The sequence below is a fragment of the Hydrogenophaga sp. UC242_50 genome (genome assembly GCF_042697355.1).
Taxonomy (GTDB): domain Bacteria; phylum Pseudomonadota; class Gammaproteobacteria; order Burkholderiales; family Burkholderiaceae_C; genus Hydrogenophaga.
Genome location: NZ_CP170553.1, coordinates 3,963,367 through 3,985,939, shown reverse-complemented (window position 1 = coordinate 3,985,939; position 22,573 = coordinate 3,963,367). Strand labels below are relative to the sequence as shown.

Genomic DNA, 22,573 nt, shown 5'->3' with positions numbered 1-22,573 from the left:
CCCGGGCTCACTTGCGGGCCTTCGCCACTTCCTCGGCCACCAGTGCGAGGAGCTGCTCGCGCCCGAAGCTGGGCAGGCCCCGGCCATTGACGAAGAAGGTGGGCGTCTTGGTCACTTCCAGCGCGGTGAGGTCTTCGATGTCCTGCCGCAGCGCGGCCGCGAGTTCGGGCCGCTGGGCGTCCTCGATGGCCTGGTTGATGTCCAGCCCGGCCTGTTCCGCGGCCTGGAAGGCCACGCGCAAGTTGGGCTGGGCGTGGTCGGCCCACTGCGGTTGCGCGGCCAGCACGGCGTCGAGCACGGGCGCGTACTTGTTCTGCCGCTTGGCCGCTTCCAGCAGCAGGACGATCTGGTCCGAGCCCTGGTGGAAGGGCGCATAGCGGATCACCACACGCACTTCGTTGGGGTACTGCGCCAGCAGGCCCTTGACCACGGGGTGGAAGGCGCGGCAGGTCTCGCAGGCCGGGTCGAAGAACTCGACGATGGTCACCGGCGCGCCCTGCGGGCCGAACACCGGCGAATGCATGCGCACGAGGCGCGCCTGTTGCTGGGTGACCTTGTCCATCTGCGAGTTCTGCACACGCTGCTGGTACAGGTAGGCGCCCAGGCCGAACGCGGCGAGCACGACGGCGACGAGCGCGATCACGGTGATTTTCTTGGAGGTCATCGGGAGGTCTTTCGAAGGAACAGGGTGAGCAGAAGGCTGATGGCCGCGAAGGCGGCCAGGGAGAGCCAGGGAATCTGGATGCCGTTGAGGATCTCGAGCCGCTGGTCCGCGCACGAGACACCGGCGCTGCACGGCAGCCAGGCCTTGGGGATGAGGCCGGCCACCAGCAGCGTGTGGTAACCCGCCATGGCGGTGCCGCCCAGCGCCAGCGGCAGCGCGTAGACCGCGCCGCGCCGGTCTTCGCTGAAGCAGGCCATGCCCAGGATGAGGGCCAGGGGAAACATGAAGATGCGCTGGTACCAGCAGAGCTGGCAGGGCACCATCAACATGACCTCGCCGATGAACAGCGCGCCGGCCGTCGCGGCGAGCGCCACCAGCCAGGCCAGGAGCAGAAGCGTCCAGGGGTTCTTCATGGTCGGGCGTCCGGTGTGGCGACGGGCGCGGCAGGCCGCCGCAGCGAGAGCAGGGCCCAGGCGACGACGGCGGTCACGACGAACACGTCGGCCAGGTTGAAGGCCGGCCAATGCAGGCCGCGCCAGTGGAGGTCGAGAAAGTCCACCACCGCGCTGGTCTGCACGCGGTCGATGAGGTTGCCCGCGCCGCCGGCCACGATCACCGCGCCGAGCCAGCGCTCCATCGGCTCGACGTGGCGCGTCATGCTCACGAAGCTGATGGCCACGACCACGATCAGGCCGACGGCGATGAGGAACGGGCGCTGCCAGCCGTCGGCATCGGCCAGCAGCGAAAACGCCGCGCCGGTGTTGAGCACATGGACCAGGTTCAGCCAGGGGGTGAGTTCGATGCCCGTGCCCAGCGGGATCGTGGCGGCGAAGTGGGCCTTGGTGGCCTGGTCCGCGCCCACCAGCGCGACGACGAGAACCAGCCAGGCCCAACGGGGGGATCGGCGGAGCCAATGGAGTGACATGGGGTGCACCTCTTCGAAGAGCGCAGGAATGAGAGAAGAGCGGGCGACCCGGAAGGCCGCTCGCCGCTGCGTGAGGAGGGGGAGACGCGGGCGCGGCGCCGCGAACGGCGCTGCCACAGGCGGATGAGGCCGCTGCCCGGGGTCAGCCCCGGGCGCTCCACTGAGGCCGGTCGGGCAGGTCGGCCGGCCTCGACGCCGGCACCATGGCGGCCCCCGTCAGCGGGAAGGCCGGTGCGCTCGCGAAGGGGCGGCGCGGTTCGTGGAACAGGGCCATGGGACAGCCGTTGTGGCAGGTGCCGCAATCGGCGTGGTGCGCCGTGCTGGCATCCAGCCCCGGCGTGCGGGTGGCGCAATGGGGATGGGGGCAGTGCGCCCCCGCCACGGGCTCGCGTTCATGCGGGGCGGGCGTGCCCATCGCAGCCCAGGAGAACTGCAACGGCAAGAGCACCAACAGGAGGACGGCGAGCCACGAACGCATCAGGGGATTGTAGGAGTGGCCTGGGCGATGGCATCGGCGATGTCCGCGTGCACGGCCATGGGCCGGAAGGCGCTGACCTGCGACCGGCCCGGGTTGCCGATCGGCAGGCGCCCTGTGAGGTGGCCCAGGGGCACGAGCAGCAGCCGCAGCACCTGCCCGGCCCCCTCACTCGCATCCCGGGTGCGCCAGGCCTGGCCGAGCATCAGCCAATGGGTCTCCAGGTGGGGCCGGAAACGGGTCTGGCCGACCACATGGGCCGCCTCCAGCAGCAGCCAGCGCTCGCGGGTCGCGGTGGCGGGCAGTGCGTGCAAGCGCGACAGCAGGCGGGCGTAGATCACCGGGTCGAAGCCCGGCACGGCGGTGGGCTCAGTGCGCATGGTCGTGGTGCCCGTGGGCTTCGCTTTCACCGGCGAGCTCGCCGCGCGCCTGGCGCAGCACCTGCCAGCCGCCGTGCAGGGCCAGCGCGGCCATCAGGCTGGCCACCATCAGGTCGGGCCAGGCGCTGCCGGTGCCGAACACGCCGAGCGCGGCCAGCATCACGGCCACGTTGCCGATGGCATCGTTGCGCGAGCACAGCCACACGCTGCGCATGTTGGCGTCGCCCTCGCGGAAGGCGTAGAGCATCCAGGCCACGGCCACGTTGGACACCAGCGCCAGCACCCCGATCACGCCCATGGTGGTGGCATCGGGCACCTGGCCGTTCCAGGCCGCCCACGCCGCGCTGCCCAGGATGTACAGGCCGAAGCCGATCATGCTCACCGCCTTGAGCACGGCCGCGCGGGCCCGCCAGGCCAGCGCGGAGGCGAGCACCGCGAGCGAGATGGCGTAGTTCAGCGCGTCGCCCGCGAAGTCGATCGCGTCGGCCAGCAGCGCGAGCGAGCCGGCGCGCCAGCCGGCGACGATCTCGACCAGGAACATGGCCGCGTTGACCAGCAGTGCGATCCAGAGAATGCGGCGGTAGCGGCCCAGGTTGGCGACCTCGGTGGGTTTGGGGGTGTCGTGGGTATGGCAATGGGCTGACATGGTTTTTCCTTTCGATGCCTGTATTGAAAACCCTAAAGCGGCTACAGTGTCAACAAGGAGAAAAACCATGCAGATCAAGGAACTGGCCCGTGCCACGGGCGTGGACGTGGAAACCATCCGCTTCTACGAGAAGGAAGGCCTGCTGCCCGAGCCCGCGCGGCTGGACAACGGCTACCGCAACTACGACCAGCCACACCTTGAGCGGCTGTCGTTCATCCGCCATTGCCGCGCGCTGGACATGCCCCTGGCCGACGTGAAACGCCTGCTCGGCTTCGTGGACGACCCCGAAGGCCATTGCCTCAATGTGGACCAACTGGTGGACGAACAGCTCAGCCGCGTGCGCGCCCGCCTCAAGAGCATGCGGGCGCTGGAGAAACAATTGCTGCAACTTCGTTCGCGATGCGACGGCGAGCACGAGGGCGGGGCGCCCTGCGGCATCCTGACCGAGCTGGTCTCGGCCGCGCACGGGGAAGCCTGCGCCTGCCATCCCGGCCATTGATGCCTTTTGACGCCGTTTTTTACCGGTTCACTCCCATGGACGCCCTGCGCATCACCTTCCTCTTCGCCGTCACCGCGCTCGCCGAGATCGTGGGTTGTTACCTCACCTGGCTGGTGTTCAAACAGGAAAAAGTCGCCTGGCTTCTGCTGCCGGCGGCGCTGGCGCTGGGCCTGTTCGCCTGGCTGCTCACCCTGCATCCCGCCGCCGCCGGCCGCACCTACGCGGCCTATGGCGGCATGTACATCGCCGTGGCCCTGGTCTGGCTGCGGCTGGTGGACGGCGTCTCCCTCACCCGCTGGGACGTGGCGGGAGCGGTAATTGCCCTGACCGGGATGGCGGTGATCGCACTGCAGCCTCAGGGCGCCTGATCCCTCTCGTTCTCCTACGGCGAAAAGGGCACTTCGTCTGACACGGTGTTCGTGCGATCCCCGGCCTAATTTGGGCTCGGCTCACCCCCCGGGTGGGCCCGCGAATCGAACGACCTGTTGAAAGGGAACTGCCATGACCACCAATCCGTCTCCGCTGCCCAGCAACCACTTGCTGGCCGATGCTGTCGAGCGCCGAATGGGAGCTTCTGGAGCCCGACCTCGAATGGGAAGAGCTGCGGGCCGGCGCCTTGCTGCACCAGGCCGGCGCCGAAGTGCGGCACGTGTACTTTCCCGTCAGCGCCACCGTGTCGCTGGTGTCCTCGCTGGAAGACGGCGCATCGTCCGAAGTGGCGGTGGTCGGCAACGAGGGCATGGTGGGTGTGTGCGCCTTCATGGGCGACACCAGCGCCCTGTGCGACGCCGTCGTGCAACGCCCCGGCCACGCTGGCCGCATGGGTGTGCAGGCGCTGCTGCACCACACTCGCCGCTCGCCCGAACTGCTGCAGCACCTGCTGGCCTACACCCAGGCGCTGTTCACGCACATGGCGCAGTCGTCGGCCTGCAACCGCCACCACGCGCTCGACCAGCAACTCTGCCGCTGGCTGCTCCAGCACCTGGACCGGCAGGACAACAGCGACATGCAGGCCACGCAGGAGCGCATCGCCAGCCTGCTCGGCGTGCGGCGCGAAGGCGTCACCAGCGGCGCGCTGAAGCTGCAGAAAGCCGGTTTGATCGAGTACCACCGGGGTCATATCTCCATCCTGGACCGCGACGGGCTCGAAGCGCGCAGCTGCGAATGCTACGGTGTGGTGCGCCGCGCGTACGACAAGCTCTCCTGCGGCCACGGCACACCTTCGCTTCCCACGCGGATCGTCAAACGGACCCTGCAGAGCGCCTGACCCGCGCCTCCTGCGGCAACGGTGCGGGCGCCGTGGTCAGGCCGAACACTTCGCTCAGGCTCTTGTGCTCGGGCAACACGTACACCACGGCCGACATGGTCGAGAACACCGGCTTCAGCTGCGCTTCGTAGAACGCGGCCGGCACATTAATGCACCCATAGGAAATCCGGTTGTCGTCGATGGTCGCTGACGCGAGCCGCTCGGCGCGCCGTTCCTTGGGCTGCAGCGTGGGCCGCACGCGGTGCATCGACACGGCGGCGTCGTAGTCGACCCACACCACGTCTTCGCCCGTGAGGTTGTGGCCCAGATGCCCGACAAAGCGGCCGGCTGGTGTCGTGCGCTCATGCGGTTTCACTTGTTCCACCGGCCTGTTGCCGATGCCTGGCACGGTGTCGTCGCCAGGCGCAAATCCGAGCAGCACCGGGGTGCTGTCTCGCAGGCTCGCGTTGGCATTGAAAACATGCAACCGGGCGGCTGGCTTGTCCACCAGCACGAAAGGCATGCCCGCGTTGTCGCCCGTGCGGGCGATCCACTGCACGAGTTCGTGCGCGTTGGCGGTGGCCTCGACGCCGCCGAAGTCCGGCTCCGGCGCAGACAGGGGCGCGAGCGGCACCGCGATGGCGGCACCAGCCTGTGGGCCGTCGGGGCCCTGCACCAGCTTGGCCGGCGGCATGAGCAAGGTGAGCACCGCCGCGCCGATCAGCACGCCGTTGCGGATGTCCTGCGCGAGGGAAGAGGGGATGCGCATGACGGTCGTGTTCTGGAAATGGGCGGCACCCGGAGCCTCATCGGGCTCATGGGGGCCTGTTTCATCAAGGGTCAGTTGCGATCAGCCTGGGCATCCGTGGTCATCGGCACGGTGCTGCGTTGCGTGGTGTCCTGGCTGGGCGTCGCAGGCATCGTGGTCGACGGTGCGGGCGCGGTGGGCGTGGCAGGCTGTGCCTGGGTGGTCGAGTCCTGCGTCATGGGCGCTGGCGTGCTCGGGGTGGTGGTCTGCGCGTACACGAGGCCAGCGCCAACGACGGTCAGCGCGGCCACGGAGGTGGTGAGGAGTTTGGAAGTCTTCATGATGGGGTCCTTTGGAAAGCTGCACGGGGCAGGGGGGAGACAACAGCCGGAAAAAGCGGCTGAGTCCAGACTAAGCCTCACGTGGGCGAAGTTCTGTACGTCAACGCACAGACCCCTGGGCGCATGCCCGCGATCCTGAAGACTCCATATCGAGGAGCACGCCATGGCACAAACCGCACACATTGTTGGCAAGGTCGAGTACCGCGAAGGCGATGGCCCCAACATCGTCATTCGCCCCGGTCCCGTGAAGGTGGAAACGGGTTTGAACGACGCCACTCTCAGCTGGGTGGACGAGGAAGTGCGCGGCTCGGCGGCCATGCCGCTGACCGACTTCAAGCGCTACGTGACGGAGGGCAAGATCAAGCTCGCCGCATGATGAAAAACGCCGCCTGCACCGGGCTGTGATACCCGATGTAAGCGGCGTAAATCTTGTGCTTCAGGCTGCCTGCGGCTGCAGGAACACCCGGGCCTTCTTCGGCGAGACCACCAGCGTGTCGCCTTCCTTGAAACCCAGTTCGCGGAAACGCTCCGACGACATGCGCGCCTCGATCAGCGGGTCGTACCCACCCGGGGCCTGTGCGTCCACCGGCAGCAGTTCGAGCCGGGCGATCGGGCCCACCACCACCGCACGCTCCAGCTTGGCCACGATGCCAGGCAGACCGGCCGCGTAACGCTGCACGTCCAGGTCGTGCGGGCGCACATAGGCAAAGGCCTTGGCGTCTTGGGCACCGGCGTGTTCGGGCGAATCGATGGACACGCCTTGCAGGTGCAACTGGCCTTCGTTGGCGCGGCCATGGAACAGGTTCACGTCGCCCAGGAAACCGTACACGAACGGGCTCGCCGGGTGTTCCCACACCTCCTGCGGCGCGCCGATCTGTTCCACCTGGCCCTGGTTCATCAGCACCACGCGGTCCGCCACTTCCAGGGCTTCTTCCTGGTCGTGGGTGACGAACACGCTGGTCACGTGCAGCTCGTCGTGCAGGCGGCGCAGCCAGCGGCGCAGTTCCTTGCGAACCTTGGCATCGAGCGCGCCGAAAGGCTCGTCGAGCAGCAGCACCTTGGGCTCCACCGCGAGCGCGCGCGCCAGGGCGATGCGCTGGCGCTGGCCGCCCGAGAGCTGCGAAGGGTAGCGGTCCGCCAGCCAATCCAGCTGCACCAGCTTGAGCAGATCGAGCACCTTGGTCTTGATCTGCGCGTCGCTCGGGCGCTGGCCGCGCGGCTTCACGCGCAGGCCGAAGGCCACGTTCTCGAACACCGTCATGTGGCGGAACAGCGCGTAGTGCTGGAACACGAAGCCCACGTTGCGCTCGCGCACGTGCACGTCGGTGGTGTCCTCGCCGCTGAACAGGATGCTGCCCGTGTCCGGCGTCTCCAGCCCCGCGATGATGCGCAGCAGCGTGGTCTTGCCGCAGCCCGAAGGGCCGAGCAGGGCCAGCAGCTCGCCCGAGTGGATGTCCAGGTTGACGTTCTTCAGCGCCTGGAAGGTGCCGAAGTTCTTGTTGATGTCGCGGATCTCAATGCTCATGGTGTCTGTCCCAGCAGGGTTGGGTGGGCGGGCGTGGGCCGTTCGGGGGGCAGCTCGGCCAGCGCCTTCAATTCGCGCTCCATCTGCCATTCGGCGACCGACTTGATCACCAGCGTGACCAAGGCCAGCAAAGCCAGCAGCGACGCCACGGCGAAGGCGGCGACGGACTGGTACTCGTTGTAGAGAATCTCCACGTGCAGCGGCATGGTGTTGGTCTGCCCCCGGATGTGGCCCGACACCACCGACACCGCGCCGAACTCGCCCATGGCGCGCGCGTTGCAGAGAATCACGCCGTAGATCAGGCCCCACTTGATGTTGGGCAGGGTCACGTGCCAGAAGGTCTGCCAGCCCGAGGCGCCGAGCACGATCGCGGCCTGCTCCTCGTCATTGCCCTGCGCCTGCATCAGCGGAATGAGTTCGCGCGCGATGAAGGGGAAGGTGACGAAAATCGTGGCCAGGATGATGCCGGGCACGGCGAACACGATCTTGATGTCGTGCTCGGCCAGCCAGGGGCCCAGCCAGCCCTGCGCGCCGAACACCAGCACGTAGATCAGGCCCGCCACCACCGGCGACACCGAGAACGGCAGGTCGATCAGCGTCGTGAGGAAGGACTTGCCCCGGAACTCGTACTTCGCCACGGCCCAGGCCGCCGCCACGCCGAACACCAGGTTCAGCGGCACGGCGATCGCGGCCGTGAGCAGCGTGAGGCGGATGGCCGACCACGCGTCCGGGTCCTTCAGCGCTTCCCAATACGCGTCGAAGCCCTTGCGCAGCGCCTCGGTGAACACCGCGGCCAGCGGCAACACCAGGAACAGCGCCATGAACAGCAGCGCGATGCCGATCAGCGTGCGGCGCACCCAGGCCGCTTCGGTCGTGCCCTTGCGCGCGGTGCGCGGGGAGGTGGCGGTGCTCATTGCAGGTTCCCCCCGGAGCGCTTGCGTTGCCAAGTCTGCAGGCCGTTGATGAGCAACAGCAGCACGAACGAGAACAGCAGCATCACCAGCGCCACGGCGGTGGCACCCGCGTAGTCGTACTGCTCCAGCTTGCTGATGATGATCAGCGGCGTGATCTCCGACACCATGGGCATGTTGCCCGCGATGAAGATCACCGAACCGTACTCACCCACCGCGCGGGCGAACGCCATCGCGAAACCGGTGAGCAGGGCAGGCGCGATGCTCGGGAAGATCACGCGGCTGAAGGTCTGCCAGCGCGTGGCGCCCAGGCAGGTGGCGGCCTCTTCGAGTTCCTTTTCGGAGTCTTCGAGCACCGGCTGCACCGTGCGCACCACGAAGGGCAGGCCGATGAAGATCAGCGCGATCACCACGCCATTCGGGTTGAAGGCCAGTTGGAGACCCAGCGGCTCCGTGTACTGGCCGATCCAGCCGTTGCCCGCCAGGATCGCGGTGAGCGAGATGCCCGCCACGGCGGTGGGCAGCGCAAACGGCAAGTCCACCAAGGCGTCCACGATCTTCTTGCCGGGGAAGCTGTAGCGCACCAGCACCCAGGCCACCAACAGGCCGAACACGGCATTCACCGTGGCGGCGATCAGCGAAGCGCCGAAGGTCAGCTTGTACGACGCCAGCACGCGGGGCGCGGTAACGGCTTCCCAGAACTGCGGCCAGGTCAGCGAAAACGTCTTGAAGAACAGGGCCGACAACGGGATCAGCACGATCAGGCTCAGGTAGAAAACCGTGAAACCCAGCGTGATGTTGAAGCCCGGCAGCACGCGGCGGCGCGTGCGGCGACGGGTTTCAGTTGGAGCGGCTGCGGTTGGCAGCGTGGCGGTGGTCATGTCGTGGGTCCAGGTCGCTGCAACGCGAGAAGTGGCTTGTTCAAGAGGTGCCGCGGAACCGGCTTTGCCGGGCCGCAGGCACCGCCCCCTCGAGGGGGACGCGCGCAGCGTGGCGGGGGTGTTTCCTTGTTACTTGCCGACCGTGTACAGCTTGTCGAACTGACCGCCGTCGTTGAAGTGCACCTTCTGCGCCTCAGCCAGCGAACCGAAATAGTCGCTCACGTTGAACAGCTTGATCGGCTTGAAAGCCGAGGCGTACTTCTTCAGCACCGCTTCGTTGCGCGGGCGGATGTTGTGCTTGGCCGCGATCTCCTGGCCTTCCGGGCTGTAGAGGAAATCGAGGTAGGCCTTGGCCTCGGCGGCCGAGCCCTTCTTGTTCACCGTGCGCTCCACAATCGCCACCGGGTTCTCCGCCACGATGGACGCGCTGGGGTGGATCGCATCGACCTTGCCGGCGCCGAACTCGGCGTCCACCGACACGACCTCGGATTCGAAGGTGATCAGCACGTCACCAATATTGCGTTGCAGGAACACGCCCGTGGCGTCACGGCCACCACGCGCCAGCACCGGCACGTTCTTGTAAAGCTTGCCCACGAACTCGGCGGCGTCGGCATCGCTGCCGCCCTTGCTGCGCACATAGCCCCAGGCGGCCAGGTAAGCCAGGCGGCCATTGCCACCGGTCTTGGGGTTGACCACCACCACCTGCACGCCAGGCTTGATCAGATCGTCCCAGTCCTTGATGCCCTTGGGGTTGCCGTTGCGCACCAGGAACAGCATGGTCGAGGTCGTGGGGGCGGCGCCATTCGGGAATTTCTGGCGCCAGTCCTTGGCCACCACACCCTTTTCCGCCAGGAAGTCCACGTCCGTCGTCGTGTTGAAGGTCACCACATCGGCTTCCAGGCCATCCGCCACGGCACGCGCTTGAGCGCTCGAGCCGGCGTGCGACTGGTCCACCTTGATGTCCTTGCCGGTCGATTTCTTGTAGCTCGCGGCGAACGCCACGTTGATGTCCTTGTAGAACTCACGGGCCACGTCGTAAGAGACGTTCAGCAGCGTGGTCTGTGCGCCCGCCAGGGCAGAAGTGGACAGGGCGACGGCGGCAAGCGCCGCGCGCAAGGTGTTTTTCATGGGAAAGCTCCAAGCAAGAAACAGGATGTGTCAGATTCTGGGTGCCCACCCTGAGAATCCAAACGACTTTGTTCTTGTTTCTTTATTCCAGATGGGAATAAAGAAGGCTCGGGCCTTTCTCGCGTTTAGACACCCGTGCGGGCTCGCAGCAGACGGTCTGTGTCGGTGAACAGCTGGCGCAGCTTGAGCAGCCAGTCTCCATCTGCTCGCCACTGCCCCGTCTCCACCATCAGGGCGTACCTCGCCCGCAATTCATCGTGAAACGCCCTGGCCCCCAAATGCCCGGCCAGACCCATCAAAGCATGCATCAGCGTCTTCGCCCGCCCCATGTCGTTGGCCGCGACATAGCCGGCCAACTGGCCAAACTTGGTGCGCATGTCCTCCAGCGCATGGGCGAGATCCGCCTTGATCAGGCCCAACCGGCGCAAGCTGTCCAGCCTGGCGACATCGATGAGCGCGTGCACCGCCGCTGACGCCTGTGGGGTCGGCAAGGCATCCACCCTCACATCCTTGATGGCGATACCCAGTTGCCGGCTCAGCGACTCAAGGAGTTTTATCGACTGCACCGGCTTGATGAGAAAGTCGTTGATGCCCGCCTCGCGTGCCTCCGACATCATGGCCTCATCGGAACGGGCGCTCAGCGCGATCACGGGCATGGTGCCCGAGGGCGGGGGCGTGCACGCAGGGTGTGCGCGATCTCGATCCCGCTCAGGTCGGGCATGTGAATGTCCGTGATCACCGCGTCGACATGCATCGAGGCATCGTTCAAAAAGCTCAGGGCGATCTGTCCGTTGGGGGCCTCGAGCACCTGAAACCCCTGCGTCATCAACACCGTGCGCACGTACTTGCGGCTGAAGTCCTCGTCGTCGACCAGCAGGATGGTCTTGCCTGAGTGCTTCGCGCAAGCCTCCATGGTTTTCGCCTGGCTTTTCGACGAGGCGTGGGCGCGACACAGCACCTCGATCAACTCCAGTGGCGAACAACCCTTCGAAAGGAATTCCTTCACCCCGATCCGGTCCAGCCTGACCCTGGCCGCATGTGGAGACTCCGATGAATGGGCCACGATGGTCAGGTTCTCCAACCCGGGGATGGCACCACGGCGCACCCTTTCGGCCGTGGCGTAGCCGTCCAGCTCGGGCATGCACAGGTCCAGCAGCATCGCGTCGTGTCGTTCGGCGGCCAGGGGCGCACCCTCAGGGTCAGCAGTGGCGAAGCTCCGTCCAGCGCCCGTCTTGAACACGACGTGCCAGAACAGGCTGCACCCAGCACTCAAGGCCTGTATCGGAACCAAGCCATCACCAGCCTTGAGACCGACGATCGATGACTACATCCTGAGCCAGCCAACGGCATCTTTTGGCACTTGGCTTTGGTCAGGTTTGCGACTGACTTGAAGTGTCAGTTGACCACTTCCACCTGCCGCACCCCCACCGGCACCTCCGCCCCCAGCGACTGCAGCAACGCCAACCCCAGCGGCCATGCCCCATGGCCCGAATCCACGTTGATGTGTCCCGCGTCGTTGAGCCGCACGAATTCGCTGCCCCAGGCCCGGGCATACGCGCCGGCCGTGCGCACCGGGCAATACGGGTCGTTGTTGCTGCGCCCGAGGATGCTGCGGTACGGCAGGCGCTGGTAGGGCACGGGCGCGAAGTCGGCGAGCACGCCTCGGCGCTCCGGGTCGGCCGGGGCCACGAGCAGCGCGCCCTGGATGCGCTGCGTGATCTCGGGCGGCAGGTGGGTGGTGGTGATGCAGCCCAGGCTGTGCGCGACCACGACCACCGGGCCGGGCGCGCGTTCGATGGTTTCGCTCAGCCGCGCCACCCACGACTGGCGCACCGGCGCCACCCAGTCGTCCTGCTCCACCCGCAGCACCGAGGGCAGGCTGTCGGACCACAGCGTCTGCCAGTGGCCCGGGCCGGAGTTGCGCCAGCCGGGAATGATGATGACGGTGGGTGAGGACGACATGCGGCGAACCCTCAGCGGTTGGGCTGCGGGGTGAGGCGCAGGTAGGGCCGCACGGCCTTGAAGCCCTTGGGGAAGCGTTGTGCGATCTCGGCCGGGTCTTGCAGGCTGGGCACGATCACCACGTCGTCGCCGTCTTTCCAGTTGGCGGGCGTGCGCAGCCTTGTGGCTGTCGGTGAGTTGCAGCGAGTCGATGACGCGCAGGATCTCGTCGAAGTTGCGGCCGGTGCTGGCGGGGTAGGTCAGCGTGGTGCGGATCACTTTCTTGGGGTCGATGATGAACACGCTGCGCACGGTGGCGGTGGCCGATGCGTTGGGGTGGATCATGTCGTAGAGCGTGGCGACTTTCTTGTCCGCATCGGCGAGGATGGGGAAGTTCACCGTGGTGTTCTGGGTCTCGTTGATGTCGAGCACCCATTTGCCGTGCGAGTCCAGCGGGTCGACGCTGACGGCGATGGGTTTGACGTTGCGCTTGGCGAATTCGCCCGAGAGCGCGGCGGTCTTGCCGAGTTCGGTGGTGCACACGGGTGTGAAGTCGGCCGGGTGCGAGAAGAGCACGACCCAGCTGTCGCCCGCCCAGTCGTGGAAGTGGATGGGGCCGGCGGTGGAGTCTTGCGTGAAGTCGGGAGCGGTGTCGCCGAGTCGAAGGGTGGTGTTGCTCATGAGAGGGCTCCTGGTTGTTCAAATGCAAAACTGCATTCTGTTGACGCCGTCCAAATAACCAAACGACTATGAAGTAGTTTGTTTATGGCTTGTGGGCATATGGGTGCGCATAGACGCTGAGCGCATGAGCTAAGTCCGAATGCGTCGTTGTGTGGGTGGCGGAGCGCGCGGACACTGGACCGCATGGCTGCTGTTGCGACGTTCGATGCCGACGGTCTCTGGTTGTCCACTTCGGTGTGCGAAGGTGCTGCCTGCCCGGCCGCCGCGTCGGTGGGCGTGCGCTGGGGGCGCTGGGTGGACGGGCCCGAGCCGGGCGATGCCGTGGTGGATCATGCGAAAGCGCTGGTCGAGTTGCGGCGGCAACTCGGCGCGCACGTGTCGGAGCGCGTGCGCTTCAGCCACCCGGGTTACGACGGCGCGCACCCGCGCCCTCAGGAGCTCACCAGCGAGGACGCCGTGGCCTGCGTCTTCCTGAAGGGCACGGCGCTGCTGAGCGTGCGCACCTCGGCCGGTTTCACCGGTGTGTTGTGCGAGGCTGGGGACTGGGTGTGGCTGCCGGCGGGCGTGCCGCATGTGTTCGACGCGGGCGAGTCGCCCGACGTGGTCTTCCTGCGGCTGAGCGCGGGCCGGCGCGGCTGGTTTCCGCTGCACACCGGCCGCTCCCTGCCACCGGGTCTGCCGCCGATGGAGGCCTTCGTCGAACACCTGCTGCACGAGCTGGGCGAGGACATCGAAGGCAGCGAGGCATGAGCCGGCGCCAGCTGCGGCTGGGCGCGTTCATGCGCCCCGTCAGCATTCACACCGGTGCCTGGCGCTACCCCGGCGCCTGGGCCGACGCGAACTTCAACTTCGAGCGCCTGAAGTACCTCATCAAGCGCCTGGAGGCCGCGCGCTTCGACGCCTTCTTCATGGCCGATCACCTGGCCGTGCTGAACATGCCGATCGAGGCCCTGCAGCGCAGCCACACGGTGACCTCGTTCGAGCCCTTCACGCTGCTCTCGGCCCTGGCGCAGCACACGCGCCACATCGGGCTGGTGGCCACGGCCTCCACCACGTTCGAGGAACCGTTTCACATCGCCCGGCGCTTCGCGTCGCTGGACCACCTGAGCCACGGCCGCGCGGGCTGGAACATCGTGACCACCAGCAACCCGGACGCGGCGCGCAACTTCGGTCTTGAAGATCACATGGAGCACGACCAGCGCTACGTGCGCGCCCGCGAGTTCCACGACGTGGTCACCGGCCTGTGGGACAGCTGGGCCGACGACGCGTTCGTCCGCGATGCGCAGAGTGGTCGCTTCTTCGACCCCGAGCGCCTGCACGTGCTCAACCACAAGGGGCCGTATTTCTCGGTGCGCGGCCCGCTGCACATCGCGCGGCCGGTGCAGGGCTGGCCGGTGATCGTGCAGGCCGGCGCCTCGGAAGCTGGGCGCCAGCTCGCGGCCGAAACGGCCGAGGTGGTGTTCTCCGCCCCGGGCACGCTGGACAACGCGCGGCACTTCTATGCGGACGTGAAAGGCCGCATGGAAAAGATCGGCCGCGACCGCGACCACCTCAAGGTGCTGCCCGGCGCCTTCGTGGTGGTGGCCGATTCCGTGGCCGAGGCGAAAGCGATCCGCGCGCGGCTCGACGGCCTGGTGCACACCGACAGCGCGATCGCCTCGTTGTCCATCGCGCTGGGCCACGATGTCTCGGGTTTTGATCTCGATGCGCCGCTGCCCGAGGTGCCGCCCACCAACGCGAGCCAGAGCACGCGCGAGCGCACCATCGAGCTGGCCCGGCGCGAGAACCTCACGGTGCGCCAGCTGGCCCAGCGGCTGGGCGGCTACGCTGGCCTGGCCTTCGTGGGCACGGCGCAGACCATTGCCGACGAGATGCAGGAATGGCTGGACACCGAGGGCAGCGACGGCTTCAACGTGATGTTCCCCTGGCTGCCCGGCGGGCTGGACGCCTTCGTGGACCACGTGGTGCCCGAGCTGCAGCGGCGCGGCCTGCTGCGCCGCGAGTACGAAGGCAGCACCCTGCGCGAGAACCTGGGCCTGCCCCGGCCCGACAACCGCTTCTTCCCATCGCCGTCGAACGCATAAGCAATCGCGAAAACCTTCTTTGCGCACCGAGGGGCCGGCCTCGCATGATGGCCGGTTTAACCCAAGAAGCCGAGGATTGTTCGTGAGCGTTGACCGCACCTATTTCGAGGATGGAAGAATCGAGCTGACCCACTACGGATCAGCGGCCTGGAAGATCACCGACGGCAAACACACCGTCTTGCTGGACCCGTACTTCACCCGCCTGCGCTACAGTGGCAACCGCTTCGGCATGCTGCCCGCGAACGCCGCGCCGGGCGACGAGCGCCCCGCCTACAGCTTCGACGAGATCGTGCCCAGCGACGCCGAGACCATCGACCGGCACATCCACGAAGCCACGCACATCCTGCTGTCGCATGCGCACTTCAACCATTGCATGGACATGCCGCACATCGCGAAGAAAACCGGCGCGCACGTGGTCGGCTCCTACAGCGCCACCAACATCGCCCGCGCCTACGGCGTGGCCGAACCGCAGCTGGTGCCGGTGCGCGGTGGCGAGGACTACGACTTCGGCGAGCTCTCGATCCGCGTCATTCCCAGCCTGCATTCCGCCCTGTGCGACAAGTGCTATTTCGACGCCGGCATCGTGCCCGAGGGCCTTCAGGGGCCGCTGCCGCTGAAGGCGTTTTCCGAAGGCGGCACCTTCGGCTACCTGGTGCGCTTCCGGCACCACGAGATCCTGATGTTCGGCTCCATGAACTACATCGAGCGCGAGGTGCAGGGCCTCACACCGTCCATCGTGCTGGTGCCCTCGGCCCGGCCGCGTCTGCAGATCTTCCGCTACACCGAGCGCCTGCTGCGCGCCACCGGCCTGCCCAAGGTGGTGGTGCGCAGCGCACTGGGACGTGCAGACCTTCCCCTACGGCGCGGACCAGAGCAGCGCGCTGGCGCACGCCGAGATCTTCCAGAAAGAGGTGCGCCGGGTGGCACCCGCGGCGGCGCAGGTGCTGCCCCGGCATTTCGAGACCTTCTCGGTGCTGCCGGGCGGCCAGGTGGTCCAGCGTTGACGGTCAGTCGCTGAGTTTCACGTTCTTCCAGAGCTGTACTTCCTGCACCACCACGGCCTGCGCGTCGTCGGCGGTGCCGGGCAGCGCGTCCAGGCCCAGGTCCACCAGCTTCTTCTGGATCTCGGCCGAGGCCAGGGCCTGCTGCAGCGCGGCGTTGAGCTTGTTCACCACGGGGGTGGGCGTGGCCGCGGGCACGACCACGGCGTACCAGGGCAGCACGCGGAACCCGGCGACGCCCGCTTCTTCGACCGTGGGCAGGGTCTCCCAGCCGCGCAGGCGCTTGGTGCCGGTGGTGGCCAGTGGCACCAGGGCGCCCGTGTCCACGTGCTGGCGCGCGATCAGCGGGCTCACGAAGGCCACCGGCACCCGGCCCGCGAGCAGGTCGGGAATGAACTCGCCCGTGCCCTTGTAGGGCACGTGCACCATGTCGATGTTCGCGGTGTTCTTGAGCAGCTCGCCCGCCAGGTAGGGCGAGGTGCCCTTGCCACCCGAGGGGAAAGACAGCTTGCCCGGGTTCGCCTTGGCGTGGGCCACCAGCTGCGCGATGGTCTTGATGTTCAGCGACGGGTGGGCCACGGCCACCACCGGGCCCTGCGCCACCATGCCGACCGCGCGGAAGTCGCCGATCTTGTAAGGCGCGTTGTCGAAGATCACGGTGTTGATCGACAGCGCGGAGCCGGGCAGGGCGATGGTGTAGCCGTCCGCCGCGGCGCGGGCGGTGTGGCCGGTGCCGATGTTGCCGGCGGCGCCCGGCTTGTTCTCGATCACCACCGGCACCGCGAGCGCCTTGGCCAGCTCCGGCCCGAGGGCGCGGGCGATCGTGTCGTTCGGCCCGCCGGGCGGGTAGGGCACCACCAGGGTGATGGGTTTGGTGGGGTAGGCCGGCGTCTGCGCCAGGGCGGGAGCCACCGCGGCGACCAGGGAAACCAGCGAGAGGGCGGTGACTTGGAGCACCTTCGAGTTCATGCAAACATCCTTGGGTTGAAAGGCCGTCGAATGACGGCGAACCCGGCAGCGTAGGCAGGCGCCCGCATCCGCGCCAATGCGCTTTTCGCAGATCGATACTCGGTCTTCGCCAGGGGCATGGCTTCCTGCGCACAATGGAGGCCGATCCCACCCATGGAGAGCACACACGATGACGTGGTCCGCCCGCACCTACTCGGCCTTTGAACAAGAGCGCACGCGCCCGGTGCGCGACCTGGTGGCCGCCTTGCCGGCGCGCGGCGTGCAGGTCGCGATCGACCTGGGCTGCGGCCCGGGCAATTCCACCGAGGTGCTGGCCGACCGGTTTCCGCAGGCCCGGGTGACGGGTCTGGACAGCTCCGACGACATGCTGGCCGCGGCGCGCGAGCGCCTGCCCGGCATCCGCTTCGAACTCGCCGACATCGAGGCCTGGAACCCGGTCGAGTCGTTCGACGTGATCCTGGCCAACGCCTCGCTGCAATGGCTGCCCGACCACGCCACGCTCTACCCGCGCCTGCTGAGCCGGCTGGCGCCCGGCGGCAGCCTGGCCGTGCAGACGCCCGACAACCTTGAAGAGCCGGCGCACCGCCTCGCGCGCGAGGTCGCGGCGCAAGGGCCCTGGGCGAGCAAGATCGGGAGCGTGAAGCACCCCGCGCGGCACGACGCCGCGTTCTATTACCAGTTGCTCAAGCCGCGCTGCGCGGCGGTCGATGTCTGGCGCACCACCTACTTCCACCCGCTCTCGGGCGGCCCCGAGGCGGTGGTGGAGTGGTTCAAGGGCTCGGCCCTGCGGCCCTACCTGGCGCCGCTGGACGGCGGCGAGAAAGCGGCCTTCCTCGCCCGCTACCTCGCCGCCATCACCCAGGCCTATCCCGCGCTGGCCGATGGCACGGTGCTGCTGCCTTTCCCCCGGCTGTTCATCGTCGCCAGCCGCTGAGGCTTCGGGCTACCGCCGCCGGCCCGAGCTGAGCCGCCGCACCACCGCGATGAAGCGGTCCACCTCTTCGCAGGTGTTGTAGAACGCCAGCGAGGGCCGCACCGTGGCCTCCACGCCGAAGCGCCGCAGGATGGGTTGCGCGCAGTGGTGGCCCGAACGCACCGCGATGCCTTCCTCGTTCAGCGCCTGGCCCACTTCCTCCGTGCTGTGGCCCTGCAGCACGAAGGACAGCACGCTGGCCTTGTCCCGCGCGGTGCCGATCAGGCGCACGCCCGGAATGGGTTGCAGGTGGTGCGTGGCGTAGGCCAGCAGGTCGTGCTCGTAGCGCGCGATGTTCTCCAGCCCGATGCGCTGCACGTAGTCGATCGCCGCGCCCAGGCCCACCGCGTCGGCGATGTTGCCGGTGCCGGCCTCGAACTTGTTGGGCGGCGGCTGGAACACGGTGCGCTCGAAAGTCACGTCCGCGATCATGTTGCCGCCGCCTTGCCAGGGCGGCATGTCGTCCAGCAGTTCGCGCTTGCCGTAGACCACGCCGATGCCGGTCGGGCCGAACACCTTGTGGCCGGAGAACACGAAGAAGTCGGCGTCGATCGCCTGCACGTCCACGCGCAGGTGGCTCACCGACTGCGCGCCGTCCACCAGCGCTTTCGCGCCCGCGCGGTGCGCCAGCGCCACGATCTCCCGCACCGGCACCACCGTGCCCAGCGCGTTCGAGACCTGGGTGACGGCCACGATCTTCGTGCGGCTGTTGAGCAGCTTCTGGTACTCGTCCAGCCGCACCTGGCCGCTGTCGTCCACCGGGATCACGCGGATCACCGCGCCCTTCTCGGCCGCGAGCTGCTGCCAGGGCACGATGTTGGCGTGGTGCTCCAGGTGCGAGACGATGATCTCGTCGCCTGCGCCCACGTTTTTCGCGCCCCCAGGTTTTCGCCACCAGGTTGATGGCCTCGGTGGCGCCGCGCACGAAGATGATTTCCTCCACCGACGACGCGCCCAGGAAGGCGCGCACCTTCTCGCGCGCGCTCTCGTAGGCGTCGGTCGCGCGGGCCGCCAGCGCGTGCGCGGCGCGGTGGATGTTGGAGTTCTCGTGCTCGTAGAAGTGGGCGATGCGGTCGATCACCGACTGCGGCTTGTGCGTGGTGGCCGCGTTGTCGAACCACACCAGCTGCCGGCCGTTCACGCGCTCCTGCAGGATGGGGAAGTCACGTCGCACCGCGTTCACGTCGAACGGCGGGTGGCGCGCCGCGTCGGCCTGCGGCGCCTGGGTGGCGAAGCCTTGCGGCGTCTGCAGGCCCTGCGTGAAGTAGAACGCGCCCGCCGTGTCGGTGGGGGCGTTGCCTGGTGCCGCGCTGTGGCGCGGTGGCGTGGCGAGCAGCTCGCGCAGGTCGTCCGCGCCCGGCAGGCCGAAGGACTGCGCGGTCACGCGGTCCGAGGGCGGCACGCCCAGGGCCTGCGTGCCCACGCGGCCGTCGAGTGCGGGCGGCACGATCGCGGCGTGGTCGGGCAGGCCGTTGGGCGCGGTCGAGTGCGGCACCAGCGAAGGCGCGGACGCGCCCAGCGAGAGCACGCTCTGTGGCGAGGTGGGCGCCAGGTTCGCGCCGGGCGCCAGCGTGCCGGGCAGCTGCGGGCCCTGGGCCAAAGGCCCGAGCGAGCTGCCGCCAGGCAACACGTTCACCGGTGCCGGCACGCCACCCAATGGGGTGGTGGGCAGCGTGGGCGGCGAGCCGGGCAGGGCGGCGAAGAACGCGCCCGCGAGCTGGTTCAGCGCCGCCAGGTCGGGCAGGCCGGCCGGCGGCCGCTCACTTGTAGGTGTCTGGATAGTCATGGAACTTGCCCACTTCAACGTCTTCCAGCACGGCCAGTGCGTCCTCGGTCTGCACCGCGAGCGAGCAGTACAGCGAGATCAGGTACGAGGCGATGGCGCTGCGGTTGATGCCCATGAAGCGCACCGACAGGCCCGGGCTCTGCTCGCCGGCCAGACCCGGCTGGTACAGGCCCACCACGCCCTGGCGCTTGTCGCCCACGCGCAGCAGCAGGATCTTGGTCTTGCCATCGGCCACGGGCACCTTGTCGCTCGGAATCAGCGGGATGCCGCGCCAGGTGAGGAACTGCGAGCCGAACAGGCTCACGGTGGGCGGCGGCACGCCCCGGCGCGTGCACTCGCGGCCGAAGGCGGCGATGGCCAGCGGGTGCGTGAGGAAGAAGGCCGGCTCCTTCCACACCTTGGTGAGCAGTTCGTCCAGGTCGTCGGGCGTGGGCGCGCCGGTGAGCGGGTAGACGATCTGGTCCGGGTGCACGCTGGCCAGCAGGCCGTAGTCGGCGTTGTTGATCAGCTCGCTTTCCTGCTTTTCCTTGATGGTCTCGATGGTCAGGCGCAGCTGTTCCTTGATCTGGTCGTGCGGGCTGCTGTAGAGGTCGGACACGCGGGTGTGCACGTCCAGCACCGTGGAGACGGCGTTCAGGAAGTACTCGCGCGGCTGGTCTTCGTAGTCCACGTAGGTCGAGGGCAGCTCGCTCTCGTCGCGCTTGGCGCACAGCACCTCCACGTCCTGCGGGTTCTTCACCTTGTTGAGGCGGTAGATGCCGGCCTCCACCGGCTGCCATTGCAGCAGATGCGTGAGCCAGCGCGGGCTGATGGTCGACAGCACGGGGGCCGTCTTGGTGGCATTGGCCAGTTGGCGCGCGGCGTTGTCGCTCAGCGCCAGTTGCGAGGGGGTTGGGTCAGACATGAAGGCTCCGTGGCTCGGTGGTTGAAAAAAGGCAAAAGAAGGCCCCACGCGTGCGGCCGAAGCGACGCGGCGAAGGGGGAAGGGCGGGGAAAGCTCGGTGGCGGTCGATCAGGGGCTGGCGGTGACCTCCCGCGATCGGGCCTGGCTCAGGTTGGCGCCGGCGGCCACGTCGTGCGTGACCCACAGGTTGCCGCCGATGGTGGCGCCGCGGCCGATGGTCACGCGCCCGAGCACGGTGGCGCCGGCGTAGATCACCACGTCGTCCTCCACCACGGGGTGGCGCGCCAGGCCCTTGCTCAGGTGGCCGTTCTCATCGGTGGGGAAACGCTTGGCGCCCAGCGTGACCGCCTGGTACACGCGCACGCGCTGGCCGATGACGGCGGTCTCGCCGATCACGACGCCGGTGCCGTGGTCGATGAAGAAGCCCGCGCCGATGGACGCGCCGGGGTGGATGTCGATGCCTGTCGCGCCGTGCGCGAGCTCGGCCACGATGCGCGCGAGCAGCGGCACACCCAGCTGGTAGAAGCGGTGCGCCACACGGTGGTGGATCATGGCCTGGATGCCGGGGTAACACAGCAGCACCTCGTCCACGCTGCGCGCGGCGGGGTCGCCCTCGTAGGCCGCCACCACGTCGCTGTCGAGCAGCTCGCGCAGCCGGGGCAGCGAGTGCGCGAAGTCGCGCACCAGTTCGCGCGCCTGCTGTTCGGTGGCCGCTTCGTCGGTGCCGCCCGCGTGGCGGTGCTGGTAGCGCAGCTCCAGCCGCACCTGGCCCAGCAGCGCATGCAGCGTGGCATCCAGCGTGTGGCCGATGTAGAAGTCCTCGCTCTCCTGGCGCAGGTCGGGCGGGCCCAGGCGCATGGGAAACAGGGCGCCGCGCAGCCCGTCGAGGATATTGCCAAGCGCGTCGCGCGACGGCAGCTCGCGCCCGCCCGGTTCGCGCGAGCGCTTCTGCGCGGTGCGCCAGCGTTGGCGCACGTCGGCAAGGTCGCGCACGACCTGCTGCAGGTCGAACAGGTGCGAGCGCACGTCCACAGACGATTTCCGGGAATCGCTCATGAGACCACCACCCTGTTGGCGCGCCGTGGCCCAACCAGAAATGCCGCAGATCCGGCTTTGCCGGTCGGCTGGCGTTGCCCCCTTGAGGGGGACGCGCGAAGCGCGGCAGGGGTGTTCAATCTTGCACCCATGGGAGTTGGTGGAAGCGCCAACCGTCCTGACCGCCGCGGTGCTGCTGCGCGTCGATCTCGCCCTCGAAACCTTCGAGCACGTTGAACACCTGCGTGAAGCCGGCCTTGGTGGCGGCCTCGGCCGCCAGCGCCGAGCGCTTGCCGCTGCGGCACAGCAGCAGCACGCGCGCTTCCTTGCCGACCTTGGCTTCGAGCTCGCGCACGAAGCGCGGGTTGCGCGTGAGGCTGGTGCCCGTGGCCCAGGGCACGTGCAGGCTGTCGGGCACATGGCCCACGAACTTGCGCTCTTCCGCGCTGCGCACATCCACCAGCCGGGCTTCGCCGGCCGAGACCAGCGACCAGGCGAGTTCGGGCGGGATGCCACCCGCGTAGGGCAGGCCCCGGGCCTGGGCGTCGCGCCCGATGGCGTCCAGGGCGTCGAGCAGCGTGGGGGATTCGATGGCAACCGTCATGTTGGAGACCCTTGGTGTGAAGTTGGAATGCACTCTAAAAGCGCCGCTTCAACACACAAACCATTGTTTTTTTGTTTCTTAATTGCCCAAACATCTGAGCCAGGGTCACGCTCCAAAAAAAAACCGGCCGATGCAATCCTCCCCCCAGGAGACAACCAGGGTTCTCTGCATCCCCGCATCGGCCGGACCAGTCGTTTCCAACACCGGTGCATGAATGCTAGGCCGC

General features: G+C 67.9%; 27 protein-coding genes and 2 pseudogenes. 8 read left to right on the top strand and 21 right to left on the bottom strand.

Translation table 11 applies throughout. The annotated features are described in order from the left end of the window. Window positions 1-7: 7 nt before the first annotated feature. The 6 genes from ACFJGX_RS20295 to ACFJGX_RS20270 form a co-directional block, all read right to left on the bottom strand. A complete protein-coding gene (locus ACFJGX_RS20295; RefSeq protein ID WP_382158783.1) occupies window positions 8-664 on the bottom strand; it encodes a DsbA family protein in 657 nt (218 codons plus the stop codon). Then, the gene (locus ACFJGX_RS20290) at window positions 661-1,077 is read right to left on the bottom strand and encodes a disulfide bond formation protein B (RefSeq protein WP_382324153.1); all 417 of its coding nucleotides are present in this window, start codon (window positions 1,075-1,077) and stop codon (window positions 661-663) included. Before ACFJGX_RS20290 ends, ACFJGX_RS20295 begins: the two co-directional genes overlap by 4 nt. Next, window positions 1,074-1,589: a signal peptidase II gene (gene lspA, locus ACFJGX_RS20285; RefSeq protein WP_382324154.1), complete on the bottom strand. Its 516-nt coding sequence runs from the start codon at window positions 1,587-1,589 to the stop codon at window positions 1,074-1,076. The genes ACFJGX_RS20290 and lspA overlap by 4 nt, the downstream gene beginning before the upstream one ends. A gap of 142 nt (window positions 1,590-1,731) precedes the next feature. Continuing rightward, window positions 1,732-2,067, bottom strand: a complete 336-nt coding sequence (locus tag ACFJGX_RS20280) for a hypothetical protein (protein ID WP_382324155.1) — start codon at window positions 2,065-2,067, stop codon at window positions 1,732-1,734. Continuing rightward, window positions 2,067-2,444 carry a DUF3703 domain-containing protein gene (locus tag ACFJGX_RS20275; protein WP_382324156.1) on the bottom strand — a complete coding sequence of 126 codons (378 nt, stop codon included), beginning with the start codon at window positions 2,442-2,444 and terminating at the stop codon, window positions 2,067-2,069. The genes ACFJGX_RS20280 and ACFJGX_RS20275 overlap by 1 nt, the downstream gene beginning before the upstream one ends. After that, on the bottom strand, window positions 2,434-3,090 hold the full coding sequence (locus ACFJGX_RS20270; RefSeq protein ID WP_382324158.1) for a cation transporter: 657 nt from the start codon (window positions 3,088-3,090) through the stop codon (window positions 2,434-2,436). Before ACFJGX_RS20270 ends, ACFJGX_RS20275 begins: the two co-directional genes overlap by 11 nt. A 67-nt stretch (window positions 3,091-3,157) precedes the next feature. Between ACFJGX_RS20270 and cadR the strand changes: the two genes are divergently transcribed. The 3 genes from cadR to ACFJGX_RS20255 all read left to right on the top strand — a co-directional run bounded on the left by cadR (window position 3,158) and on the right by ACFJGX_RS20255 (window position 4,856). Continuing rightward, on the top strand, window positions 3,158-3,589 hold the full coding sequence (gene cadR, locus ACFJGX_RS20265; RefSeq protein WP_382324160.1) for a Cd(II)/Pb(II)-responsive transcriptional regulator: 432 nt from the start codon (window positions 3,158-3,160) through the stop codon (window positions 3,587-3,589). Window positions 3,590-3,624: 35 nt separating this feature from the next. Then, entirely contained in the window at window positions 3,625-3,957 is a 333-nt protein-coding gene (locus tag ACFJGX_RS20260) for a YnfA family protein (protein ID WP_382158770.1), read from the top strand. A 179-nt stretch (window positions 3,958-4,136) separates the two neighbouring features. Next, window positions 4,137-4,856, top strand: a complete 720-nt coding sequence (locus ACFJGX_RS20255) for a Crp/Fnr family transcriptional regulator (RefSeq protein WP_382326896.1) — start codon at window positions 4,137-4,139, stop codon at window positions 4,854-4,856. Here ACFJGX_RS20255 and ACFJGX_RS20250 read toward each other — a convergent pair. Both ACFJGX_RS20250 and ACFJGX_RS20245 read right to left on the bottom strand, forming a co-directional pair. Continuing rightward, window positions 4,831-5,604: a hypothetical protein gene (locus ACFJGX_RS20250; RefSeq protein ID WP_382324162.1), complete on the bottom strand. Its 774-nt coding sequence runs from the start codon at window positions 5,602-5,604 to the stop codon at window positions 4,831-4,833. The two genes, ACFJGX_RS20255 and ACFJGX_RS20250, sit on opposite strands and share 26 nt — an antisense overlap. Window positions 5,605-5,675: 71 nt before the next feature. Continuing rightward, window positions 5,676-5,924 (bottom strand): hypothetical protein, encoded by a 249-nt coding sequence (locus tag ACFJGX_RS20245; protein ID WP_382324164.1) that lies wholly within the window; start codon window positions 5,922-5,924, stop codon window positions 5,676-5,678. A gap of 163 nt (window positions 5,925-6,087) precedes the next feature. Between ACFJGX_RS20245 and ACFJGX_RS20240 the strand changes: the two genes are divergently transcribed. After that, window positions 6,088-6,300 carry a hypothetical protein gene (locus tag ACFJGX_RS20240; RefSeq protein ID WP_382158764.1) on the top strand — a complete coding sequence of 71 codons (213 nt, stop codon included), beginning with the start codon at window positions 6,088-6,090 and terminating at the stop codon, window positions 6,298-6,300. A gap of 60 nt (window positions 6,301-6,360) precedes the next feature. Here the strand turns inward: ACFJGX_RS20240 and ACFJGX_RS20235 are convergent, their stop codons facing one another. The 8 genes and pseudogenes from ACFJGX_RS20235 to ACFJGX_RS20200 form a co-directional block, all read right to left on the bottom strand. Continuing rightward, window positions 6,361-7,449: a sulfate/molybdate ABC transporter ATP-binding protein gene (locus ACFJGX_RS20235; RefSeq protein WP_382158762.1), complete on the bottom strand. Its 1,089-nt coding sequence runs from the start codon at window positions 7,447-7,449 to the stop codon at window positions 6,361-6,363. Beyond that, the gene (cysW, locus tag ACFJGX_RS20230) at window positions 7,446-8,363 is read right to left on the bottom strand and encodes a sulfate ABC transporter permease subunit CysW (protein WP_382158760.1); all 918 of its coding nucleotides are present in this window, start codon (window positions 8,361-8,363) and stop codon (window positions 7,446-7,448) included. The genes ACFJGX_RS20235 and cysW overlap by 4 nt, the downstream gene beginning before the upstream one ends. Next, complete coding sequence (gene cysT / locus ACFJGX_RS20225; RefSeq protein WP_382158758.1) at window positions 8,360-9,241, bottom strand: sulfate ABC transporter permease subunit CysT; 882 nt, start codon at window positions 9,239-9,241, stop codon at window positions 8,360-8,362. Before cysT ends, cysW begins: the two co-directional genes overlap by 4 nt. Before the next feature lie 129 nt (window positions 9,242-9,370). Further along, window positions 9,371-10,369: a sulfate ABC transporter substrate-binding protein gene (locus tag ACFJGX_RS20220; protein ID WP_382324166.1), complete on the bottom strand. Its 999-nt coding sequence runs from the start codon at window positions 10,367-10,369 to the stop codon at window positions 9,371-9,373. Between the two features lie 125 nt (window positions 10,370-10,494). After that, the gene (locus ACFJGX_RS20215) at window positions 10,495-11,025 is read right to left on the bottom strand and encodes a hypothetical protein (protein WP_382326894.1); all 531 of its coding nucleotides are present in this window, start codon (window positions 11,023-11,025) and stop codon (window positions 10,495-10,497) included. Then, the gene (locus ACFJGX_RS20210) at window positions 11,016-11,528 is read right to left on the bottom strand and encodes a response regulator (RefSeq protein ID WP_382326892.1); all 513 of its coding nucleotides are present in this window, start codon (window positions 11,526-11,528) and stop codon (window positions 11,016-11,018) included. Before ACFJGX_RS20210 ends, ACFJGX_RS20215 begins: the two co-directional genes overlap by 10 nt. A 236-nt stretch (window positions 11,529-11,764) precedes the next feature. Next, window positions 11,765-12,331, bottom strand: coding sequence for an RBBP9/YdeN family alpha/beta hydrolase (locus tag ACFJGX_RS20205; protein WP_382326890.1), 567 nt, complete (start codon window positions 12,329-12,331; stop codon window positions 11,765-11,767). A gap of 11 nt (window positions 12,332-12,342) precedes the next feature. Continuing rightward, a pseudogene (locus tag ACFJGX_RS20200) lies at window positions 12,343-12,991 on the bottom strand (peroxiredoxin). Between the two features lie 183 nt (window positions 12,992-13,174). Here ACFJGX_RS20200 and ACFJGX_RS20195 point away from each other — a divergent pair. The 3 genes from ACFJGX_RS20195 (at window position 13,175) to ACFJGX_RS20185 (ending at window position 16,093) form a co-directional block, all read left to right on the top strand. Beyond that, complete coding sequence (locus ACFJGX_RS20195) at window positions 13,175-13,741, top strand: hypothetical protein (protein ID WP_382158744.1); 567 nt, start codon at window positions 13,175-13,177, stop codon at window positions 13,739-13,741. After that, window positions 13,738-15,075: an LLM class flavin-dependent oxidoreductase gene (locus ACFJGX_RS20190; RefSeq protein ID WP_382326888.1), complete on the top strand. Its 1,338-nt coding sequence runs from the start codon at window positions 13,738-13,740 to the stop codon at window positions 15,073-15,075. Before ACFJGX_RS20195 ends, ACFJGX_RS20190 begins: the two co-directional genes overlap by 4 nt. An 82-nt stretch (window positions 15,076-15,157) precedes the next feature. Beyond that, window positions 15,158-16,093 carry an MBL fold metallo-hydrolase gene (locus ACFJGX_RS20185; protein ID WP_382326886.1) on the top strand — a complete coding sequence of 312 codons (936 nt, stop codon included), beginning with the start codon at window positions 15,158-15,160 and terminating at the stop codon, window positions 16,091-16,093. On the opposite strand, the gene ACFJGX_RS20180 is transcribed toward ACFJGX_RS20185, so the two are convergent. Beyond that, the gene (locus tag ACFJGX_RS20180; RefSeq protein WP_382324176.1) at window positions 16,083-17,045 is read right to left on the bottom strand and encodes a tripartite tricarboxylate transporter substrate-binding protein; all 963 of its coding nucleotides are present in this window, start codon (window positions 17,043-17,045) and stop codon (window positions 16,083-16,085) included. The two genes, ACFJGX_RS20185 and ACFJGX_RS20180, sit on opposite strands and share 11 nt — an antisense overlap. Window positions 17,046-17,214: 169 nt before the next feature. Here ACFJGX_RS20180 and tam point away from each other — a divergent pair, with 169 nt between their 5' ends. After that, window positions 17,215-17,979 carry a trans-aconitate 2-methyltransferase gene (gene tam / locus ACFJGX_RS20175; RefSeq protein ID WP_382324177.1) on the top strand — a complete coding sequence of 255 codons (765 nt, stop codon included), beginning with the start codon at window positions 17,215-17,217 and terminating at the stop codon, window positions 17,977-17,979. Between the two features lie 9 nt (window positions 17,980-17,988). Here the strand turns inward: tam and ACFJGX_RS20170 are convergent. The 4 genes and pseudogenes from ACFJGX_RS20170 to ACFJGX_RS20155 form a co-directional block, all read right to left on the bottom strand. Continuing rightward, window positions 17,989-19,804: pseudogene (locus ACFJGX_RS20170) on the bottom strand (family 2A encapsulin nanocompartment cargo protein cysteine desulfurase). Beyond that, window positions 19,779-20,708 carry a family 2A encapsulin nanocompartment shell protein gene (locus tag ACFJGX_RS20165; RefSeq protein ID WP_291112362.1) on the bottom strand — a complete coding sequence of 310 codons (930 nt, stop codon included), beginning with the start codon at window positions 20,706-20,708 and terminating at the stop codon, window positions 19,779-19,781. Before ACFJGX_RS20165 ends, ACFJGX_RS20170 begins: the two are co-directional and overlap by 26 nt. A gap of 108 nt (window positions 20,709-20,816) precedes the next feature. After that, window positions 20,817-21,764: a serine O-acetyltransferase EpsC gene (gene epsC / locus ACFJGX_RS20160; protein ID WP_382324181.1), complete on the bottom strand. Its 948-nt coding sequence runs from the start codon at window positions 21,762-21,764 to the stop codon at window positions 20,817-20,819. A 115-nt stretch (window positions 21,765-21,879) separates the two neighbouring features. Beyond that, window positions 21,880-22,347 (bottom strand): rhodanese-like domain-containing protein, encoded by a 468-nt coding sequence (locus ACFJGX_RS20155; RefSeq protein ID WP_382324183.1) that lies wholly within the window; start codon window positions 22,345-22,347, stop codon window positions 21,880-21,882. Window positions 22,348-22,573: the final 226 nt, after the last annotated feature.

Coding starts and splice junctions, on each gene's coding strand:
- ACFJGX_RS20190 (WP_382326888.1), top strand. CDS start 13,738: ATGAGCCGGCGCCAGCTGCGGCTGGGCGCGTTCATGCGCCCCGTCAGC.
- ACFJGX_RS20165 (WP_291112362.1), bottom strand. CDS start 20,708: ATGTCTGACCCAACCCCCTCGCAACTGGCGCTGAGCGACAACGCCGCG.
- ACFJGX_RS20280 (WP_382324155.1), bottom strand. CDS start 2,067: ATGCGTTCGTGGCTCGCCGTCCTCCTGTTGGTGCTCTTGCCGTTGCAG.
- ACFJGX_RS20195 (WP_382158744.1), top strand. CDS start 13,175: ATGGCTGCTGTTGCGACGTTCGATGCCGACGGTCTCTGGTTGTCCACT.
- cysW (WP_382158760.1), bottom strand. CDS start 8,363: ATGAGCACCGCCACCTCCCCGCGCACCGCGCGCAAGGGCACGACCGAA.
- ACFJGX_RS20270 (WP_382324158.1), bottom strand. CDS start 3,090: ATGTCAGCCCATTGCCATACCCACGACACCCCCAAACCCACCGAGGTC.
- ACFJGX_RS20155 (WP_382324183.1), bottom strand. CDS start 22,347: ATGACGGTTGCCATCGAATCCCCCACGCTGCTCGACGCCCTGGACGCC.
- ACFJGX_RS20255 (WP_382326896.1), top strand. CDS start 4,137: ATGCTGTCGAGCGCCGAATGGGAGCTTCTGGAGCCCGACCTCGAATGG.
- lspA (WP_382324154.1), bottom strand. CDS start 1,589: ATGTCACTCCATTGGCTCCGCCGATCCCCCCGTTGGGCCTGGCTGGTT.
- ACFJGX_RS20245 (WP_382324164.1), bottom strand. CDS start 5,924: ATGAAGACTTCCAAACTCCTCACCACCTCCGTGGCCGCGCTGACCGTC.
- ACFJGX_RS20210 (WP_382326892.1), bottom strand. CDS start 11,528: ATGCTGCTGGACCTGTGCATGCCCGAGCTGGACGGCTACGCCACGGCC.
- ACFJGX_RS20290 (WP_382324153.1), bottom strand. CDS start 1,077: ATGAAGAACCCCTGGACGCTTCTGCTCCTGGCCTGGCTGGTGGCGCTC.
- ACFJGX_RS20215 (WP_382326894.1), bottom strand. CDS start 11,025: ATGCCCGTGATCGCGCTGAGCGCCCGTTCCGATGAGGCCATGATGTCG.
- ACFJGX_RS20240 (WP_382158764.1), top strand. CDS start 6,088: ATGGCACAAACCGCACACATTGTTGGCAAGGTCGAGTACCGCGAAGGC.
- ACFJGX_RS20205 (WP_382326890.1), bottom strand. CDS start 12,331: ATGTCGTCCTCACCCACCGTCATCATCATTCCCGGCTGGCGCAACTCC.
- ACFJGX_RS20275 (WP_382324156.1), bottom strand. CDS start 2,444: ATGCGCACTGAGCCCACCGCCGTGCCGGGCTTCGACCCGGTGATCTAC.
- epsC (WP_382324181.1), bottom strand. CDS start 21,764: ATGAGCGATTCCCGGAAATCGTCTGTGGACGTGCGCTCGCACCTGTTC.
- cysT (WP_382158758.1), bottom strand. CDS start 9,241: ATGACCACCGCCACGCTGCCAACCGCAGCCGCTCCAACTGAAACCCGT.
- ACFJGX_RS20295 (WP_382158783.1), bottom strand. CDS start 664: ATGACCTCCAAGAAAATCACCGTGATCGCGCTCGTCGCCGTCGTGCTC.
- cadR (WP_382324160.1), top strand. CDS start 3,158: ATGCAGATCAAGGAACTGGCCCGTGCCACGGGCGTGGACGTGGAAACC.
- ACFJGX_RS20180 (WP_382324176.1), bottom strand. CDS start 17,045: ATGAACTCGAAGGTGCTCCAAGTCACCGCCCTCTCGCTGGTTTCCCTG.
- ACFJGX_RS20235 (WP_382158762.1), bottom strand. CDS start 7,449: ATGAGCATTGAGATCCGCGACATCAACAAGAACTTCGGCACCTTCCAG.
- ACFJGX_RS20220 (WP_382324166.1), bottom strand. CDS start 10,369: ATGAAAAACACCTTGCGCGCGGCGCTTGCCGCCGTCGCCCTGTCCACT.
- ACFJGX_RS20250 (WP_382324162.1), bottom strand. CDS start 5,604: ATGCGCATCCCCTCTTCCCTCGCGCAGGACATCCGCAACGGCGTGCTG.
- tam (WP_382324177.1), top strand. CDS start 17,215: ATGACGTGGTCCGCCCGCACCTACTCGGCCTTTGAACAAGAGCGCACG.
- ACFJGX_RS20260 (WP_382158770.1), top strand. CDS start 3,625: ATGGACGCCCTGCGCATCACCTTCCTCTTCGCCGTCACCGCGCTCGCC.